Origin of the sequence: Sandarakinorhabdus sp. (assembly GCF_040398645.1) — a bacterium.
Lineage (GTDB): Bacteria > Pseudomonadota > Alphaproteobacteria > Sphingomonadales > Sphingomonadaceae > Sandarakinorhabdus.
In genome coordinates this window covers 30206-47392 of record NZ_JBBATR010000014.1, presented here as the reverse complement: position 1 = coordinate 47392, position 17187 = coordinate 30206, and the positions used below count along the sequence as shown (strand labels likewise).

The following is a 17187-nucleotide window of genomic DNA, read 5'->3' as shown; positions in this document are numbered from 1 at the left end:
GCGCCAGGGCCGTCCAGGCGCACATCCAGCTCGTGGCGCGCACCCGTCAAGGTCAGGCTGGCCCAATCGCGGGCCCGCAATTCCTCGATCACCAGCTGCGCTCCAAACGGCTGCGCGATGGCCACCACAGCCCGCAAGATCGCGGCCTGTGCACGATCACAATGCGGACGCATGCGAAGCCTCCCCACGGCTAGTTGATGCGGTGCGGGCGATATGCGCCAGCACACGATCACAGGTGGCGGCGCGGGGTTCCCGGCCGCGGCGCAGATCAAATACGAATCGCGGATCGCCGGCGACCAGACGGCCGAAACGCGAGGGGGTGATCGCATGGAGACGCAAATGGCGCTCCACGACAGGCAAAAGGCTCATGTCGTTAACTCCCTTCAAAATGGGCATAATTGTCGGCCTATCCCTCGCGATTCGGCTGACAAGACGCTTTATCATAGGCAAATTCCTACTAGTCTAGGAAAAAAGCAGCTGTTATAGGGTCCTTAACGGGCCAGGAGAGGAGGCCCGTGGGTCATGGACAGCATCGCCATACGGCAGAGGCTGGACGCACTCATCTCGTCGAGCGGTGAGGATTATGCCTCGCTGTCGCGGCGGCTTGGGCGCAATGCCAGCTATATCCAGCAATTCATCAAGCGCGGCGTGCCGCGCCGTCTGTCTGAGCGTGACCGCCAGCTGTTGGCGCAACATCTTGGCATTGCAGAACATTTGCTCGGCGGTCCCGAAACGGAGCCTGGCCACAGCCGCCTTCAGCGGCCGGGCCTTGCCCGCGCGGCCGATGATTACGTGCTGGTGCCGCAATATCAGCTCAGCGCCTCGGCCGGCCCCGGCGCGCTGCCCGGCAGCGAAACCCCCAGCGCCGCCATCGCCTTCCAGGCCGGCTTTATCCGCGACATTTGCGCCAACCCGCCCGAAGGTCTCGCCCTTATCGGTGTCGAAGGCGATTCGATGTTCCCCACCCTCGCGCATGGCGATCAAATCCTGGTCGACACCAACGATCACATGCGCCTGCGCGACGGCATTTATGTGCTGCGCAGCGATGACAGCCTGCTGGTCAAACGCCTGTCGCCCAATCCCGCCGCCCGCCGCATCGCCATCCGGTCAGACAATGATGCCTATCCAAGCTGGCCCGATTGCGATCCCGCCAGCATCACCGTGATCGGCCGCGTGGTGTGGGTGGGGCGCAAATTGGGGTGAGGACAGGCGGGTCAGTAGCCGCTGATCAGCATGTCGAGCGCATTGATGATCGCCGTATCTTCGTGCGCCAACGACATGATCACGCTGCCGCATTCCCGAACTGTAATGGCAGCGGCAAATTGCGTTACCATCACATAAGGACGGTCATTTATCGAAAAGACGGGGTTCAGTCGTTTTGCTGGCGCGGGAGCGTGCTCCTGTAACAGGAGCGGGGCCACAAAACGCGTGTTCAGATGGCCAAGCAAATCGGACTGGCAATCCAGCAGCAAGCCCGTTTCGCTTCCATCCCGGTAAACATCAAATCGAGCCATCAGAATTGACGGAGGCGTGCGAGCGGCAAGCCATGAGCCTCCACATAAGCATTGGAGGATTCCAGCGCCGCGCGATTCTCTTCCAGCCACTTTGTCGCCCGAACACGGGCCAATTGTTCGGCAATCCCGCGCTCACAGGCCTGTGAAATATTGATCCCGTGTTCGCGTGCCTGCTCGACAAGGCCGCGATCAAGCGAAACGTTGGTGGGCCGACGCGTGTCGCGTACGCCGGGCACTTGGTTTGAAGAAATCGACATGGACAAATCCCTGCGCATGAACAATGCGCAGGGATAGTCTATTCGCCGATCTCTGGCAACGCTTACTCCGCCGCCATGCCCAGCAGGCCGCCCTGGCGGTCGTCTGTGTTGGCCGGTTCCGCCGTTGCAGCCGTCTTGGCGGCCTTGCGGCCATCGAAGGCGTCCCACACTTCGTTCCAATTGCCCTTGGTGGCGGCCTTGGAATATTCCGTTGAACGCGCTTCGAAGAAATTGGCGTGCTCGACACCGTTGAGCAGCGGCGTCAGCCACGGCAGCGGGTGTTCTTCGATCATGTAGATCGGTTGCAGGCCAAGCTGCGTCAGCCGCCAATCGGCGATGTAACGCACATAGCGCTTGATATCCTTGGGCGTCATGCCGGACACCGGGCCCTGTTCGAAAGCCAGATCGATGAACGCATCTTCCAAGCGCACAGTGCGCTGGCAGACATCGGCGATATCATCGCGGATGCGACTGGTGAGAACGCCGGTTTCTGCGCAGAAGGCATGGAAAAGCTTGATGATGCCTTCGCAGTGCAGAGATTCATCACGCACTGACCATGACACGATTTGCCCCATGCCCTTCATTTTGTTGAAGCGCGGGAAGTTCATCAGCATGGCAAAGCTGGCGAACAATTGCAGGCCTTCGGTGAACCCGCCGAACATCGCCAGCGTCCGGGCGATGTCTTCGTTGTTGCTCACGCCGAACGTACCCATATAGTCATGCTTGTCGCGCATTTCCTTGTAATTCAGGAAGGCGCTATACTCGCTTTCGGGCATACCGATCGTATCCAGCAGATGGCTATACGCTGCGATGTGGATGGTTTCCATGTTCGAAAACGACGTCAGCATCATCTTGACTTCGGTCGGCTTGAACACACTGCCATATTTGTCATGGTAGCAATCCTGCACCTCGACATCGGCCTGCGTGAAGAAGCGGAAAATCTGCGTGAGCAGATTGCGTTCGTGATCGGTCAGCTTCTGCGCCCAATCGCGGCAATCTTCGCCGAGCGGCACTTCTTCAGGCATCCAGTGAATCTGCTGCTGGCGCTTCCAGAAATCATAGGCCCACGGATATTCAAACGGCTTGTAGCTTTTGGATGCTTTGAGAAGTGACATGATCGTCTCCAGTAAAATCAATGTTGGTGCATGGCATCCAGCCGGGGACCGAGCAGTCGATCCAGCAGGCCGGGGGCATGCGTGGCGCGCCAATCGGCAGGCTGGTTGATCGCACCCGGCAACGGCTGCAACGGTTCAAATCGGTGGCGCGGCACATAAGAAGCCGCGGTGGTTCCGGCTGACTGAATCGCCAACGTCAATTCATTTAAATGCAAAATGAAGGCGGGTGGCAAGGGCGCCGGTGCGCCTGCGGCAATGGCCCGCGCCATCAAAACCGGGCCAAGCATCTTGTCCTGCAGCCCAAGCTCACGGCGCTTGATGGCCGCAATGATGCGCTTGGGCAGGCTGGGCCGGCGTTTGGCAATTGGCTGCATTACGGCAACCGACCACGGGAATTGCAACAGCCCCAGCGGCTTGCCGCCCACCCCGAAAATCCCCGCGAGCAGGGCATGGCGGCGCACCGACAGCGCCTTGCGGGCATTCAATGTCAGCGTGGTAAACCGCTCCAGCCACACCGGTGCGCGATATTGGTTGTAGCTGGTGACCGTCATTTCGCCTTCATCGCCGACCACCCGCATGCGGTGATCCAGCGGCGCGGCGATCGAGCAGGTGATGCGGCCGACAACGCCCGATTCAAAATCGAGCACCGCCACCGAAAAGTCCGGCGTGTCGGCGGGATGCAGCGGCTGATCGGTCTTGTGCGGCACCGTCACCCGGGAAAACGCTGTCACACTGCGCACCGGGCCAAACACCGCGCACATCCACGCCAGATGATAGCCCACATGCTCCCAGGTGCAGCCGGCTTCATATTCGTGCAGATAGGGCCACGGCGCGCCGGATCGGCTGCGCCAGCCTTCGGGGCGCATCAGATAGATGGGATTATCGTCAAACTCGGCATAAGTGAGCAGTGGCCGGCCGATGGCGCCGCTGGCCAGGGCCCGCCACAAGGTTTGCACACTATCGGAAAACATGTTGCACGGCGCTGCCATGAGCATCACCCCGCGCTCAGCCGCTAGATCGAACAAAGCCTCCGACGCGGCCAGCTCAGGTGTCAACGGCTTTTCGCAATAGACGTGCTTGCCGGCCATCAAACAGGCGCGGGTGACCTCTTCATGCGCCGCAATCGCGGTCAGATTGAGCACCAGTTCCACCGCCGGATCGGCCAGAACGGCATCAAGCCCGCTTGCCGCAGGCAAATCATAGCAGCGCGTCGCCGCGCTCAACCGGTCAGCATCGATATCCCACAGCCAGCGGATATCCATTTGTGCATAAGCACCTGACGTGGCCATGTATTTGTCAAACACATAGCCGCAGCCGATGATGGCAACACCGATTTTCCGCGCGATCATATCGTCAATTCCATGGGGACGCTGCGCTGCGCGCCAGGCAAACCGGCGTTTGCGATGCAGCCGCCCGCTTGGTCGATCAACTGTGCCAGTTCGATACTGTCTGCAAGCGGCATCAGCGGCGATTCCAGCATGCCGGCGTTCACGCAGCGCTGCAATTCGGCAGCCTGCGCGCCATAGCCATTGCCCGCATACGGCGCAGCCAGCCGCTGTCCTGCCAGACCAGCACCATGCTGACGCCATTGCACAAGCCGGTTGCCGATCGGCGACGCCCGCAGCCGCGCAGCCACCCCGGCGCGACCTTGCTCCATGTCACTGCGCGCTGTTGATCGCACCACGCGCACACCCGTGGGCCGAAACAATGGTCCAATCAGTGCGGCGTGGCCGCCTGTGCAATGCACCACGAATTCATTGTCGCTGCCGCATTCCAGCGAGCAGTGAAATTGGCCGACGGCGCCAGACGCGTAGCGCACGGTCATCGCTGCGCTGGCATCGAGATCACCGATCCGGTGGCCAGCGGCGCTGATGGCCGCAGCGCGCCCCGCCAGCATCTGGCCAAGCGCCAGCGGGTAAACGCCATAAAGCCGCAGCGCACCGCCGCCGGCAGCGGCCTGAAAGCGCGGCAGCGCCGGATCGATGTGGTTCACCGCAGCAAAGCCGCCGGTGATCAGCCGAATTTCACCCAGCCCAGCCACAGCATCGGTCAATGCGCGCGTCGCTGGCAGATGGCGCGTCCACAGCGCCTCCATCAGGAACCTGCCATGACGCTGCGCCGCGTCCGCCAGCGCTTGGGCGTCCGCGCCGGTGCTGGCCAGCGGTTTTTCAACCAGCACATGCAAGCCGGCTGCAAGACAGGCTTCGGCGTGGGCGGCGTGCAAGCCTGTTGGCGTGGCGATGTAAACAACGTCAGCCGCCGCCGCCAGTGCCGCCGCGACTGCGGCTAGATCATTGCCGCCGATGTGACCCGTGATGCCGCACGACCGCGCAAACGCCTCGGCGCGGGCTGAATCACGCGAAGCCACAATCGAGGCGCGCGCGCCTGGCACATCGGCCAACCCCGCCACAAAGCGCGCTGAAATGGCGCCCGTCCCCCAAATTGCCCAGCGCATGATCAAATGGTCCTGAAACGGCCAGACCACTGCACGGCAGTCGGGAGGGGGTCATGGCCACAAGTCGTGGAAGTTGTGGCCACGGCCCCCTCACCCTCCGGCCGGTCAGCAACCCGGCCGGTGCATTGCCCTGCGGTATGGCAGGGCAAGTCGTTAGCGCCGGCCGCCATCACTGGCAGGCCAGGCATTCGTCATAGTCGCGGCGCTCCACGGTGATCACCGGGGCTGCGGCCGTATTGTCCGCCTCGACACCGCCAGCAAAACCGGCGCGCTGAACGCTCATCGAGCGCAGATAATAGAGCGATTTGATGCCCAATTCCCAGGCGCGGTAATGGAGCATGAGCAGATCCCATTTTTCGACATCGGCCGGGATGAACAGATTCAGCGACTGTGCCTGATCGATATACGGCGTGCGGTCCGCCGCCAATTCGATCATCCAGCGCTGATCGATCTCAAACGCGGTGCGGTAGGTCGCCTTTTCCTCCGGCGTTAGGAACTCCAGATGCTGCACCGAACCACCGCGTTCCAGCATGCTGTTCCACACGGCGTCGCTGTTCTTGGCTTTGGCGATCAGCAGCTTTTCCAGATAGATATTCTTGACCACAAAGCTGCCGGACAAGGTCTTGTGCGTGTAGACATTGGCCGGAATCGGCTCGATGCAGGCGGAGGTGCCGCCGCAAATGATACTGATCGATGCGGTGGGCGCGATTGCCATCTTGCTGCTGAACCGCTCCATGACGCCCATGTCGGCCGCGTCCGGGCACGGCCCACGCTCCACGGCCAGGTTCATCGATGCCTGATCGACCTGGGCGCGGATATGCTTGAACATCTTGATGTTCCAGCTTTTGGCCAAGGCGCCTTCAAATGCCAGCCCGCGCGCCTGGTAGAAACTGTGCAGGCCCATCACGCCCAGCCCGACCGACCGCTCCCGCGAGGCCGCATAGGCTGCGCGCGCCATCGCCGGTTCGGCGCGATCGATATAATCCTGCAGCACGTTATCAAGGAACCGCATGCAATCTTCGATGAAGCGCGGGTCACCGTTCCATTGATCCCAGGTTTCCAGGTTCAGCGACGACAGGCAGCACACGGCAGTACGATCATTGCCCAGATGGTCCGGCCCGGTGGGCAAGGTGATCTCCGAGCAAAGGTTGGACGTCGACACCTTCAGCCCCAGATCACGCTGGTGGCGCGGCATGGTCCGGTTCACTTCGTCGATGAAGATGATGTAGGGCTCACCAGTGGCCAGCCGGGTTTCGACCAGCTTGGTGAACAGCGCGCGCGCATCCACCTCGGCCCGCTTTTCACCGGTCTTGGGGCTAACCAGATCAAAGCTGGTGCCGTCCCGCACCGCAACCATGAAGGCATCGGTCAGCAGCACGCCGTGGTGCAGATTGAGCGCCTTGCGGTTGAAATCGCCCGACGGCTTGCGAATTTCCAGAAACTCCTCGATCTCGGGGTGCGACACGTCCAGATAGACCGCTGCCGAACCGCGCCGCAACGAACCCTGCGAAATCGCCAGGGTGAGCGAATCCATCACGCGCACGAACGGGATGATGCCGCTGGTCTTGCCGTTCAGTCCAACCGGTTCGCCAATGCCGCGCACCCGGCCCCAATAGGTGCCGATGCCGCCACCGCGTGACGCCAGCCAGACATTCTCGTTCCAGGTGCTGACAATCCCTTCCAGACTGTCCGACACACTGTTCAGATAACAGGAGATCGGCAGCCCGCGCCCGGTGCCGCCGTTGGACAGCACCGGCGTCGCTGGCATGAACCACAATTGGCTGATGTAGTCGTACAGGCGCTGGGCGTGCTCGGCATTATCGGCATAGGCTGCTGCCACGCGGGCAAACAAATCCTGATAGGATTCGCCCGGCAGCAAATAGCGATCATCAAGCGTGTCGCGACCAAAATCCGTCAGCAACGCGTCTCGGCTGCGATCGAGCGTGACCGGGAACTTCCACGGCATGATCTCGCTTGTGCCCGGACGGGAGCCTTGGCGGAGCGCTACCGGCGCGGCAGCTTGCGCGGCCCCAGCCTGCGCCTGCGCCAGCGCAGCAAACAGAGTTTCGGCCAATTCCTCCGGCCGGTCTGCGGTGGTCACGTCGGCGCTGCTATCATTCATGCGAAATTCGCTCATTGCTTCGATGCCTCATCCATAAGAGGAGAACAAATCAAGGTCACGCGCCAACATCGCACTGGCTGCACTTGTCCCCGATATCCACAGCCGCCCGGTTTGGACAATTGTGCGTTCTCCGGCCGAAACCACAACGGGTAGTGCCCACCGCGTTTCGATACGCAATGGATAGTGCCACAGCTTGTATTGGTTGCAAGCCGAAAGTTTGCTTGACGATTGGTGTGCGGCGTGCCGAACGGGTTGAAACAACCAAGGATCGCCCCGGTGTATCGCCGCCCCAATCCAGCTTTGGACGACAGTTCAACGGCTTGCGCGGCGTTTTTGCAACCACTGATCAGCCGGCCTGCACCGCCGATATGGACGCACACGCCATCGCCGCCTATTCTGCACCGCTCGAGCGGTCGCAGTCGGGCGGCACCAGTGAGTTATCAAAGGCAGACCAAGCATGACGCTCATCCGCGAAGACGATGTGATCGAATCCGTGGCCGATGCGCTGCAATATATCAGCTACTTCCACCCGATGGATTATATCCGCGCGCTCGGCCGTGCCTATGCCCTTGAGGAATCGCCGGCGGCCCGCGACGCCATCGCCCAGATTCTCACCAACAGCCGCATGTGCGCCGAAGGCCATCGCCCGATCTGCCAGGATACAGGTATCGTGATCGTCTTCGTCAAAGTTGGCATGAATATCCGTTGGCAAGGCACGAAAACACTTGAGGAAATGATCAACGAAGGTGTGCGCCGCGCCTATCTGAACCCAGAAAACCGGCTGCGCGCGTCAATCGTAGACGATCCGGCCTTCACACGGGTCAACACACGCGACAACACGCCGGCCGTCGTGCACGTTGAACTGGTGGCCGGCGACGCGCTCGATATCACCGTGTCGGCCAAAGGCGGCGGGTCGGAAAACAAGGCCAAGTTTGCCATGCTCAATCCATCGGATTCCATCCGCGATTGGGTTGTGAACACCGTGCCATTGATGGGCGCCGGCTGGTGCCCGCCTGGCATGCTGGGCATCGGCATCGGCGGATCGGCCGAAAAGGCGATGATCATGGCCAAGGAATCGTTGATGGACCCCATCGACATGGCCGAATTGAAAGCGCGCGGCCCGCGATCGCCGATCGAGGAATTGCGGATCGAATTGCATGATGCCGTCAACGATCTCGGGATTGGCGCGCAGGGCTTGGGCGGGCTGTCCACGGTGCTCGATGTCAAGATTTTTGATGCCCCCACGCATGCCGCATCCAAACCGATTGCCATGATCCCCAATTGCGCCGCCACGCGGCACGCGCATTTCACCCTTACCGGCAATGGCCCGGCCTATCTTGATCCGCCCAACCTGGCTGACTGGCCGCAGGTCAACTGGACGCCGGACAAGGCCTCGATCCCGGTTAACCTCGACACGCTCACGCCGGCCGAAGTGGCGAGCTGGCAGCCCGGCGACCGGCTGCTGCTGAACGGCAAGATGCTCACCGGCCGCGATGCCGCTCACAAGCGCATGACCGATATGCTGGCACGCGGCGAACCCCTGCCCGTCGATTTCACCAACCGTGTGATCTATTATGTCGGCCCGGTTGATCCGGTGCGCGACGAAGTGGTTGGCCCGGCCGGCCCGACAACCGCGACCCGCATGGACAAGTTCACCGAGGTGATGCTGGCCCAGACCGGCCTGATCGCCATGATCGGCAAGGCCGAACGCGGCCCCACCGGCATCGAAGCCATTGCCAAGCACAAGGCCGCCTATCTGATGGCCGTGGGCGGGGCTGCCTATCTCGTGTCCAAGGCCATTAAGGGCGCACGCGTGCTGGCCTTTGAAGATCTGGGCATGGAAGCGATTTATGAGTTTGATGTGAGGGACATGCCAGTAACAGTTGCAGTGGATTCCAAAGGGACCAGTGTCCACAAAACCGGCCCGGCTGATTGGCGGGACCGTATTGCGGCGGCGCGGGCCAAACAAACGGCGTGATTGTAACCAAACCCGCCGCCGTCCTCTTCGATATGGACGGCCTGCTGCTTGATACCGAACGGCTGATCCGCGGCGCCATGATTGCCGTGATGGCTGATCACGGCTTCGCATTTGGCAACGCCGATTACGCGCAATTGATCGGCCGACCCGAACCGGCGAGTCGGGTGATCATGCACGCGCGGTTTGGCGCCGGGCTAGATTATGATCTGGTGCGCGCACAGGTGCGCCAGCGTATCCGTGACGAATGGGGCCCGGTGCGGCCGCTGAAGCCTGGCGCAGCGGCGCTGCTGGCGCAGATCAACGCCGCTGGCATACCCGCAGCCGTTGTGACCAGCAGCGAGCAGGCCTTGGCCCGCGCCTATCTTGGTCAGGTTGGCTTGCTGGACGGCTTCGCTGCCATCATCGGCTGCGACGATGTCGCGCGCGGCAAGCCGCATCCCGAACCTTATTTGGCCGGCGCTGCCCGGCTGGGCATCGCGCCGGCCGCCGCGCTTGCCCTTGAGGATAGCCACAATGGTGTGATGGCGGCGCACGCCGCCGGCGTGCCCGTGATCATGGTGCCCGATCTGTTGCCGGCCACGCCAGCCATGCAAGCGCTGGTGCTGGCGGTCGCTCCCGATCTCCACAGGGTGGCAGCGTGGCTGGCCGACACATAATCGCCGATCGCTGAACCATAGCAGCGCGGGCTGGCGTTTTTGAAATCAGCAACTGATCATCAACGCGAGGCCCAAATGCTGAACCAGATCTTCAAATCGTCCACCCACCCATTGCGCAACGGCGCTGTGATCCTTGCGGCTGGCCTGGCAATTGCCGCATGCACCAACAGCAGCATGCGTTCGGGCCAAAGCGCCCTCCGCCCGGTTTTCCCGGCAGAGGCGGTTGTTGCAGCGCCATCGGAGAGCGCCACCCCTGCAAGCCCGCAAATTATCTGGGCCTTGCGCAGCGGTCTCAATGTCGCGGCATTGATGTGCCCCGAAGTGTCGCTGAAAGACGATTACAACCAGATGCTCAAGGCCCACCGCAGCTTGCTTGCACAAACCCATGATCTTGAGCAGGCGCGCTATCGCCAGCTGTACGGCCGTGAAGCAGAGGCGCGGCAAAGCGCTGCCATGACAAGGCTGTACCAAAGCTTTGCCAACGTCATCGACCGGAAGATTTTTTGCAGCCAAGCGTCCGGCTTCGCCAATCGGGCGGTGTCGATCTCGTCCGAGACGCTGGCCAGGCAGGCCCAGCAAGCACTCGCAGCGCTGCAACCGGGCGCAGTGGAACTGGCAACGAACCTCGATTAATCAGCCAACGCGGCCGCAATGGCGTCAAAGGCCGGGATCGTGACCGCCATGTTGGCGCGGTTGGTGGCCACGGGGTGGCTGCCCAGCCGGGCAATCACCATGCCGGCTGCCCGATCAATATAAATGGCCTGGCCGTGAATGCCGAGCGCCATTGTCTGGCCGCCGGCACGGTGCCACCATTGGCTGCCATAATTACCGTCCAGATTGCCGGGATATTGTGTGGCTGCAAATGCCGCCGGGTCGCCGCCGGCAAATATGCGCGCCACTGCGGCCGGCGGCACGATGATCTGGCCATTGCACACGCCGCCCAGCCGCATCATTTCACCAAAACGCGCAATATCCCGCAGGGAGGCCATGAGGCCTCCGCCGCCAAAGCCGGTGCCCATCCGGTCAACCCCGATTGCGGCATCCTGCTCCATGCCCAGCTGCGACCAGAAGCGGGCGCCGATCTGATGTGCGAGGCTCTGGCCTGTCACCCGTTCGATAATCCATTGCAGGGCGCCCGTGTTGGGGGTGCGATAGACAAAATCGCCGCCGTGCGCTGCATTCTTGCCAAGACTGGCAGTGAAATTGTGATGGCCGTCCGGGCCGTCATGATCGGCTGGCCGTGGGCCCCAGCCGCCGGCGATGCTCATGCGCTGAATGTCGGTCAGGCCGGTCTGCCCGGCGACATAATCCTCGCTGAAGGCCAGGCCGGTGCGCATGTCCAGAATCTGCCGCACCGTGGCATCACCCAATCCGGAGCCTGTCAGCTCAGGAACATAAAGCGCTGCCTTCGCATCCGGATTCAGCTTGCCCTCATCGATCAGGGTTTCGGCCAGCGTGCCGACAAAGCTTTTTGTGACCGAAAACAGGATATGCTGTGTCTGCGGCCCGGTGCTGCCAAACCAGCGTTCATAAACGACGACCCCGTCCTTCAGCACCACGATGGCATCGGTGTAGGTTGCAGCCAGCGATTCCCGCCAGGTCATGGCCGTGCCATCCAGTGTCGTCAGCAGCAGCGCATCCAGATCGTCACGCACCGCCCGCGGCAGTTCGGTCGCCGCGCCGCCGCGCGCGATATTGGCTGTCGGCACCAGCTCCCGCATGTGTGAATAGGCCCAGCGGAACTGCGGAAACCGCCACATTGTGCCATCATCCCAGCGCACTTGCCGCTCCGGCGGCACCGGGTGCCCCTGCATCCATGCCTGTGCCACCGGATCAGTGTGTGCGGCACTGTCCTGGCCATAATGAGCATGGCCGTGCACATGCGTGTCTGTAAATATTGTCATGGCATAGTGGCGGTGCGCACGGCCCCGCCCTCCCCCGGTTGGTCTGTGATGGCATCGATGCTAGGCCGGGGCGTTGCACTCGGCAAGGAGCCTCCAATGCGTTTACCCGCCATTCTCATTGCTTTGCTAAGCGCCGCGCCGGCGGCGGCTGCCACACCGGAACAGCGGCTCAGCGCGGCCGGATTGCTGTTGCCGGCGGCCAATGCCCCCATCGGCCTGTATGTGCCGGCGGCGCGGGTGGGCAAATTGCTGTTTCTGGCCGGCCACACCGAATGCCCGATCAAGGCCACCGGCACTCTGGGCGTGACGATGACTGTGGCGCAGGGCAAGGCCAACGCCGCCAGCGTGGCGTTGTGCATGCTGGCCACGCTGAAGGCGGAATTGGGCGAATTGTCCCGGGTAAAGCGGGTGGTGCGGGTGATGGGTCTGGTCAATGCCGCGCCGGATTTTACCGATCATCCTGCTGTGATGAACGGCTTTTCCGAAGTGATGGTCACCGCGTTCGGCGATGCCGGCAAGGCGCCGCGCACCGCTGCCGGCGCTGCCAGCCTGCCCCGCGGCATTCCCGTCGAAGTTGAAGCGATTGTGGAATTGAAATGAACCCGGACGAAGTTTTGCTCGATATCCTTGCCCACGCCTGGAGCCTGCTGGTGCGCGGCGGCGCTGACCGCAAGAGCCCCATGCACACGCCGGTGGTCGCCAGTGTCGATGCCGAAGGCCTGCCGCAAGCCCGCACCATGGTGCTGCGCAAGGCTGATCGGGCCGCAGGAACCTTGCGCTTCCACACCGATGCGCGCAGCCCCAAGGCGGCGCAGCTGCATGGCCGGCCGGTATCGGTGCTGGCCTATCATGCCGGCGAAAATGTGCAGCTGCGCATCAGCGGCACTGGCCGGGTGGCGGCTGACGGTGAGCCGGTTGACGCGCTGTGGAACCAATCAACGTTGTTTGCGCGCCGCTGTTATCTGACCCAGTTTGCGCCGGGTGCAGTGTTGCCCGGGCCAGCGTCTGGCCTGCCCGATTGGATCGAAGGCCAGCAACCCACGGCCGAGCAAATCGCTCCGGCACGGCCCAATTTTGCGGTGCTGTGGATTGACGCAACGGCCATCGAATGGCTGCATCTGGCCAACACCGGGCACCGGCGGGCCGTGTTCCGCGCTGCGGATGGCTGGGCAGGAACCTGGCTGGCACCGTGAATTGCCGGGGCGGGCAATGGTCCTTGCGCTGCGCCCCCGCGCTGAACCAATAACATGCCTGCCCGACAATCGCAGCAACCGGACCAACTTGCAGACACCATTACCGATTGTTCACAAAGTTACGAAAGTTACGGTTTCTGCGATTTTTGACGCTTTGGCTCTGATCGCCCCGCGCACATCCCGGCCGCACCGCCCAAGGGACGGCAGCAAACAGCGAAGCCAAAAGTAGAAAGAGCAAACAAGGTTCTACCAGATTCGCGCCGCGTAGGACATAATCCGGCGCGCGCCGGCATTTATCGCGTCAGTTTCTTGTACGTCAGCGCATGCGGGCGATCAGCCGCGTCGCCAAGGCGGCGGCGCTTGTCTTCCTCATACATCTGGAAATTGCCTTCAAACCATTCGACATGGCTGTTGCCTTCAAAGGCAAGAATGTGCGTCGCCAGCCGATCAAGGAAGAAGCGATCGTGGCTGATGACCACGGCGCAACCGGCAAAGCTTTCCAGCGCCTCTTCCAGCGCGCGCAGCGTTTCCACATCAAGATCGTTGGTCGGTTCATCGAGCAGCAGCACATTGCCGCCCTTCACCAGCATCTTGGCCATGTGCACGCGGTTGCGTTCACCGCCTGACAGCAGGCCGACCTTTTTCTGCTGGTCCGGCCCCTTGAAGTTGAACGCACCCACATAGGCGCGGGTCAGCACTTCGTTCTTGCCGAAATAGAATTTGTCGTTGCCGCCAGAAATTTCTTCCCAGACATTCTTGTCGCCGGCCAGCGCATCGCGGCTCTGATCGACATAGGCCATCTTCACGGTTTCGCCGATGCTGATGTCGCCGCTATCCGGCACTTCCTGGCCGGTGATCATGCGAAACAGCGTGGTCTTACCAGCGCCGTTGGGGCCGATGATGCCAACGATGCCGCCGGGAGGTAGGCTGAAGCTGAGGTTTTCAAACAGCAGTTTATCGCCATAGCTCTTGGTGAGATTGATTGCCTCGATCACCTTGTTGCCCAGGCGTTCCGGAATCTGGATCAGGATCTGCGCTTCACCCAGACGGCGATTGGCCTGTTTTTCAACGAGTTCGTCAAAGGCCTTGATGCGGGCCTTGCTCTTGGTCTGCCGGGCTTTCGGGCTGGCGCGAATCCACTCCAGCTCCTGCTTGATGGCCTTTTCGCGGCTGGCATCCTCGCGGTCTTCCTGGCCCAGCCGCCGCTGCTTGGCTTCCAACCAATCGCTGTAATTGCCTTCAAACGGAATGGCGCGGCCGCGGTCCAATTCCATCACCCACTTCACCACATTGTCCAAAAAGTAGCGATCGTGGGTGACCAGGATCACCATCCCCTTATATTCCTTCAGATGGTTTTCCAGCCACGATACGCTTTCGGCATCCAGATGGTTGGTCGGCTCATCGAGCAGCAGGATTTCCGGCTTTTCCAGCAGCAGCGCGCACAGCGCCACCCGGCGCTTTTCACCGCCGGACAGTTTTTCAACGCCGGCCTCGCCGGGCGGGCAGCGCAGCGCGTCCATGGCGATTTCCAGCTGGTTGTCGAGGGTCCAGCCGTCCACCGCGTCGATTTTTTCCTGCAGCGTGCCCATTTCCTCGAGCAGCTTGTCGAAATCGGTGTCGTCCTTGGGATCGGCCATTTCGGCGCTGATCGCGTTGAAGCGGTCCACCAGATCGGCAACGGGGCGCACCCCGTCCATCACATTGCCCTTTACATCCTTGCTGGGATCCAGGTGCGGTTCCTGCGGCAGATAGCCTACCCGCACGCCTTCAGCGGCCCAGGCCTCGCCCAGATACTCCTTGTCCATGCCGGCGATGACTTTCATCAGCGTGGATTTGCCGGCACCGTTCGGGCCGATGATGGCGATCTTCGCCCCCGGCAGGAACGACAGGGTGATATCCTTGAAACACGGCTTGTTGGCGCCGGGATAGGTCTTGGACAGACCCTTCATCACATAAGCGTATTGATAGGCCACGACACGGCTCCGCTGGGCAATTGATTGAGACCGGCAGGCCTTAGCCCAAGGCGGCGCACGATGCCAGCGCAGCCGTGCGCCGGCTGGTTGAACACCCCTGCCCGCTGTGCTCTAGTTGGTGCGTTGATATCGGGGAGACGGGCATGCACGGCAAACGGCAGTTGATCACATTGGCGGCGGGCCTCTTGGCCAGCACGGCCAGCGCCACCGATTTTCGCATCACCATGCCGGCCGCCAATGTCGCGGGCGGCATTGATGCCAGCACCGATGGCCGGCTGATCCTGATCATCACGCCCGATGCCGCCAAGGAGCCGCGCTTTCAGGTGCGGCTCGGCGCCGAAGCCCCGCAGGTGCTGGGCATCAACGTCGAAGGGCTGAAACCTGGCGGCAGTGCCATCATCGGCACTGGCGTGCTCGGCTATCCGGCCGAAGATCTGAGCGCGGTGCCGGCCGGCGATTATATCGTGCAGGCGGTGCTGCACAAATATCAGACCTACAAGCTGGCCAGCGGCCACACGGTGAAGCTGCCGGCGGCGCGCGGTGCCGGGCAAAACTGGCGCGCTGAACCGGGCAATATCATTTCCGAACCGATGAAAATCCGCTTCGACCCAGCCAGCAAAGCGACTGTCACCGTCCCGCTGACCAAGGTGCTGCCTCCGATTGCGGAGGCCAAGGACAGCGAGTTTATTCGCCATTTCAAGATCAAATCCGAACGCCTGTCCAAATTCTGGGGCACGGATGTGTTCATCCGCGGCCATGTGCTGGTGCCCAAGGGTTTCGATAAGCATCCCAATGCGCGCTACCCGTTGATCGTCAACCACGGCCATTTTCCGGATGATTTTGGCGGCTTCAGCCCGACGCCGCCTGATCCGAACGTGCCTTGCAAGCCGGAACCCCGCTTCAGCGAGCCGTGCTACAACCGGATCGAAGCGCAGGAAGCGCATGATTTTTACAAGAAATGGACGTCAGACGGCTTCCCGCGCATGCTGATCGTCGAAATTGATCACAGCAATCCCTATTATGACGACAGCTATGCCGTGAACTCCGCCAATCTTGGCCCCTACGGCGATGCCATCATGCGCGAATTCATCCCGGATCTGGAGAAACGCTATCGCGGCATCGGCGAAGGCTGGGCACGTTTTTCCTACGGCGGCTCCACCGGCGGCTGGGAGGCGCTGGCGGTGCAGCTATTCTACCCGGATGAATTCAACGGCGTGTTTGCCGCCTGCCCCGACCCCATCGATTTTCGGCAGTTCACCAACATCAACCTGTATGAAGACAAGAACGTGATGTGGCGCGAAGGCCCATTTGGCCGGGTCGCGCGCCCGGCGCACCGCAATTATCTTGGCCACGTCGATTACATGGTCGAGCAGGAGCAGCGGCTGGAACTGGTGCTGGGCGACAAATCCCGCAGCGGCCAGCAATGGGATATCTGGGAAGCCGTGTATTCCCCGCAAGGGCCAGACGGCTATCCACAGCGCATTTTCGACAAGCGCACTGGCGTGATCGATCCCAAGGTGGCCGCACACTGGCGCGAAAATTATGATCTGGTCCACATCATGAAGCGTGACTGGAAAACGCTTGGCCCCAAGGTCAAGGACAAGATCAACCTTTATGTCGGCGATATGGACAATTATTACCTGAACAACGCCGTCTATCTGGCCGAGGATTTCCTGAAAACCGCTGAGCCCAAGTTCACCGGCGAAATCACCTATGGCGACCGCGCCGAACATTGCTGGAATGGCGATCCCAGCCTGCCCAACAAGACCAGCCGCTTGCGCTACAACAGCATGTACATGGGCAAGATCATGAAGCGCATCGAAACCAGCGCGCCCAAAGGGGCCGACCTGACGAGCTGGCGCTATTGATCCATGACATTATGAAAAAGGCCCGGCCTCCACAGTGGAAGCCGGGCCTTTAAGTCAGTGTCGGGCTGGCTTGGTCAGGCCGCTTTGTCGGTGACCATCAGGCGTTCCGGCTGCTTGAGGCCAGCGACAACATCCTTGTCCACCTCGATGGA

General features: G+C 61.6%; 16 protein-coding genes. 7 read left to right on the top strand and 9 right to left on the bottom strand.

The features are described from left to right. Positions 1 to 156 precede the first annotated feature (156 nt). A complete protein-coding gene (locus tag ABWP50_RS05145; protein WP_353216919.1) occupies positions 157 to 444 on the bottom strand; it encodes a hypothetical protein in 288 nt (95 codons plus the stop codon). Between the two features lie 78 nt (positions 445 to 522). On the opposite strand from ABWP50_RS05145, the gene ABWP50_RS05140 reads away from it, so the two are divergent. After that, positions 523 to 1203 carry a S24 family peptidase gene (locus ABWP50_RS05140; RefSeq protein ID WP_353216918.1) on the top strand — a complete coding sequence of 227 codons (681 nt, stop codon included), beginning with the start codon at positions 523 to 525 and terminating at the stop codon, positions 1201 to 1203. Between the two features lie 11 nt (positions 1204 to 1214). Here ABWP50_RS05140 and ABWP50_RS05135 read toward each other — a convergent pair whose 3' ends face one another. The 6 genes from ABWP50_RS05135 to ABWP50_RS05110 all read right to left on the bottom strand — a co-directional run bounded on the left by ABWP50_RS05135 (position 1215) and on the right by ABWP50_RS05110 (position 7478). Next, positions 1215 to 1514, bottom strand: a complete 300-nt coding sequence (locus ABWP50_RS05135) for a CcdB family protein (protein ID WP_353216917.1) — start codon at positions 1512 to 1514, stop codon at positions 1215 to 1217. Then, on the bottom strand, positions 1514 to 1771 hold the full coding sequence (locus tag ABWP50_RS05130) for a type II toxin-antitoxin system CcdA family antitoxin (protein ID WP_353216916.1): 258 nt from the start codon (positions 1769 to 1771) through the stop codon (positions 1514 to 1516). The genes ABWP50_RS05135 and ABWP50_RS05130 overlap by 1 nt, the downstream gene beginning before the upstream one ends. Before the next feature lie 62 nt (positions 1772 to 1833). Further along, a complete protein-coding gene (locus ABWP50_RS05125) occupies positions 1834 to 2886 on the bottom strand; it encodes a ribonucleotide-diphosphate reductase subunit beta (RefSeq protein WP_353216915.1) in 1053 nt (350 codons plus the stop codon). Between the two features lie 17 nt (positions 2887 to 2903). Then, the gene (locus ABWP50_RS05120; protein WP_353216914.1) at positions 2904 to 4235 is read right to left on the bottom strand and encodes a Gfo/Idh/MocA family protein; all 1332 of its coding nucleotides are present in this window, start codon (positions 4233 to 4235) and stop codon (positions 2904 to 2906) included. Then, complete coding sequence (locus tag ABWP50_RS05115) at positions 4232 to 5341, bottom strand: Gfo/Idh/MocA family protein (protein WP_353216913.1); 1110 nt, start codon at positions 5339 to 5341, stop codon at positions 4232 to 4234. The genes ABWP50_RS05120 and ABWP50_RS05115 overlap by 4 nt, the downstream gene beginning before the upstream one ends. Positions 5342 to 5510: 169 nt before the next feature. Continuing rightward, entirely contained in the window at positions 5511 to 7478 is a 1968-nt protein-coding gene (locus tag ABWP50_RS05110) for a ribonucleoside-diphosphate reductase subunit alpha (RefSeq protein ID WP_353216912.1), read from the bottom strand. 442 nt (positions 7479 to 7920) lie between these two features. Between ABWP50_RS05110 and ABWP50_RS05105 the strand changes: the two genes are divergently transcribed. The 3 genes from ABWP50_RS05105 (at position 7921) to ABWP50_RS05095 (ending at position 10730) form a co-directional block, all read left to right on the top strand. Then, positions 7921 to 9441, top strand: coding sequence for a fumarate hydratase (locus tag ABWP50_RS05105; protein WP_353216911.1), 1521 nt, complete (start codon positions 7921 to 7923; stop codon positions 9439 to 9441). Further along, complete coding sequence (locus tag ABWP50_RS05100) at positions 9438 to 10097, top strand: HAD family hydrolase (protein ID WP_353216910.1); 660 nt, start codon at positions 9438 to 9440, stop codon at positions 10095 to 10097. Before ABWP50_RS05105 ends, ABWP50_RS05100 begins: the two co-directional genes overlap by 4 nt. Before the next feature lie 75 nt (positions 10098 to 10172). After that, complete coding sequence (locus ABWP50_RS05095) at positions 10173 to 10730, top strand: hypothetical protein (protein ID WP_353216909.1); 558 nt, start codon at positions 10173 to 10175, stop codon at positions 10728 to 10730. Here ABWP50_RS05095 and ABWP50_RS05090 read toward each other — a convergent pair. Then, positions 10727 to 12001 carry a serine hydrolase domain-containing protein gene (locus ABWP50_RS05090; protein WP_353216908.1) on the bottom strand — a complete coding sequence of 425 codons (1275 nt, stop codon included), beginning with the start codon at positions 11999 to 12001 and terminating at the stop codon, positions 10727 to 10729. The two genes, ABWP50_RS05095 and ABWP50_RS05090, sit on opposite strands and share 4 nt — an antisense overlap. Positions 12002 to 12097: 96 nt before the next feature. Here ABWP50_RS05090 and ABWP50_RS05085 point away from each other — a divergent pair, with 96 nt between their 5' ends. Next, a complete protein-coding gene (locus ABWP50_RS05085) occupies positions 12098 to 12601 on the top strand; it encodes a RidA family protein (protein ID WP_353216907.1) in 504 nt (167 codons plus the stop codon). Further along, positions 12598 to 13194: a pyridoxamine 5'-phosphate oxidase family protein gene (locus tag ABWP50_RS05080; RefSeq protein WP_353216906.1), complete on the top strand. Its 597-nt coding sequence runs from the start codon at positions 12598 to 12600 to the stop codon at positions 13192 to 13194. The genes ABWP50_RS05085 and ABWP50_RS05080 overlap by 4 nt, the downstream gene beginning before the upstream one ends. A 293-nt stretch (positions 13195 to 13487) precedes the next feature. Here ABWP50_RS05080 and ettA read toward each other — a convergent pair whose 3' ends face one another. After that, positions 13488 to 15167 (bottom strand): energy-dependent translational throttle protein EttA, encoded by a 1680-nt coding sequence (ettA, locus tag ABWP50_RS05075; protein ID WP_353216905.1) that lies wholly within the window; start codon positions 15165 to 15167, stop codon positions 13488 to 13490. 143 nt (positions 15168 to 15310) lie between these two features. Between ettA and ABWP50_RS05070 the strand changes: the two genes are divergently transcribed. After that, positions 15311 to 17035: an alpha/beta hydrolase gene (locus tag ABWP50_RS05070; RefSeq protein WP_353216904.1), complete on the top strand. Its 1725-nt coding sequence runs from the start codon at positions 15311 to 15313 to the stop codon at positions 17033 to 17035. Positions 17036 to 17187: the final 152 nt, after the last annotated feature.

Bases quoted from the DNA above. Each gene is read 5' to 3' on its own strand.
- ABWP50_RS05145 (WP_353216919.1), bottom strand. From the start codon at position 444: ATGATAAAGCGTCTTGTCAGCCGAATCGCGAGGGATAGGCCGACAATT.
- ABWP50_RS05115 (WP_353216913.1), bottom strand. From the start codon at position 5,341: ATGCGCTGGGCAATTTGGGGGACGGGCGCCATTTCAGCGCGCTTTGTG.
- ABWP50_RS05085 (WP_353216907.1), top strand. From the start codon at position 12,098: ATGCGTTTACCCGCCATTCTCATTGCTTTGCTAAGCGCCGCGCCGGCG.
- ABWP50_RS05120 (WP_353216914.1), bottom strand. From the start codon at position 4,235: ATGATCGCGCGGAAAATCGGTGTTGCCATCATCGGCTGCGGCTATGTG.
- ABWP50_RS05110 (WP_353216912.1), bottom strand. From the start codon at position 7,478: ATGAGCGAATTTCGCATGAATGATAGCAGCGCCGACGTGACCACCGCA.
- ABWP50_RS05130 (WP_353216916.1), bottom strand. From the start codon at position 1,771: ATGTCGATTTCTTCAAACCAAGTGCCCGGCGTACGCGACACGCGTCGG.
- ABWP50_RS05090 (WP_353216908.1), bottom strand. From the start codon at position 12,001: ATGACAATATTTACAGACACGCATGTGCACGGCCATGCTCATTATGGC.
- ABWP50_RS05135 (WP_353216917.1), bottom strand. From the start codon at position 1,514: ATGGCTCGATTTGATGTTTACCGGGATGGAAGCGAAACGGGCTTGCTG.
- ABWP50_RS05095 (WP_353216909.1), top strand. From the start codon at position 10,173: ATGCTGAACCAGATCTTCAAATCGTCCACCCACCCATTGCGCAACGGC.
- ABWP50_RS05105 (WP_353216911.1), top strand. From the start codon at position 7,921: ATGACGCTCATCCGCGAAGACGATGTGATCGAATCCGTGGCCGATGCG.
- ABWP50_RS05140 (WP_353216918.1), top strand. From the start codon at position 523: ATGGACAGCATCGCCATACGGCAGAGGCTGGACGCACTCATCTCGTCG.
- ABWP50_RS05080 (WP_353216906.1), top strand. From the start codon at position 12,598: ATGAACCCGGACGAAGTTTTGCTCGATATCCTTGCCCACGCCTGGAGC.
- ABWP50_RS05125 (WP_353216915.1), bottom strand. From the start codon at position 2,886: ATGTCACTTCTCAAAGCATCCAAAAGCTACAAGCCGTTTGAATATCCG.
- ABWP50_RS05070 (WP_353216904.1), top strand. From the start codon at position 15,311: ATGCACGGCAAACGGCAGTTGATCACATTGGCGGCGGGCCTCTTGGCC.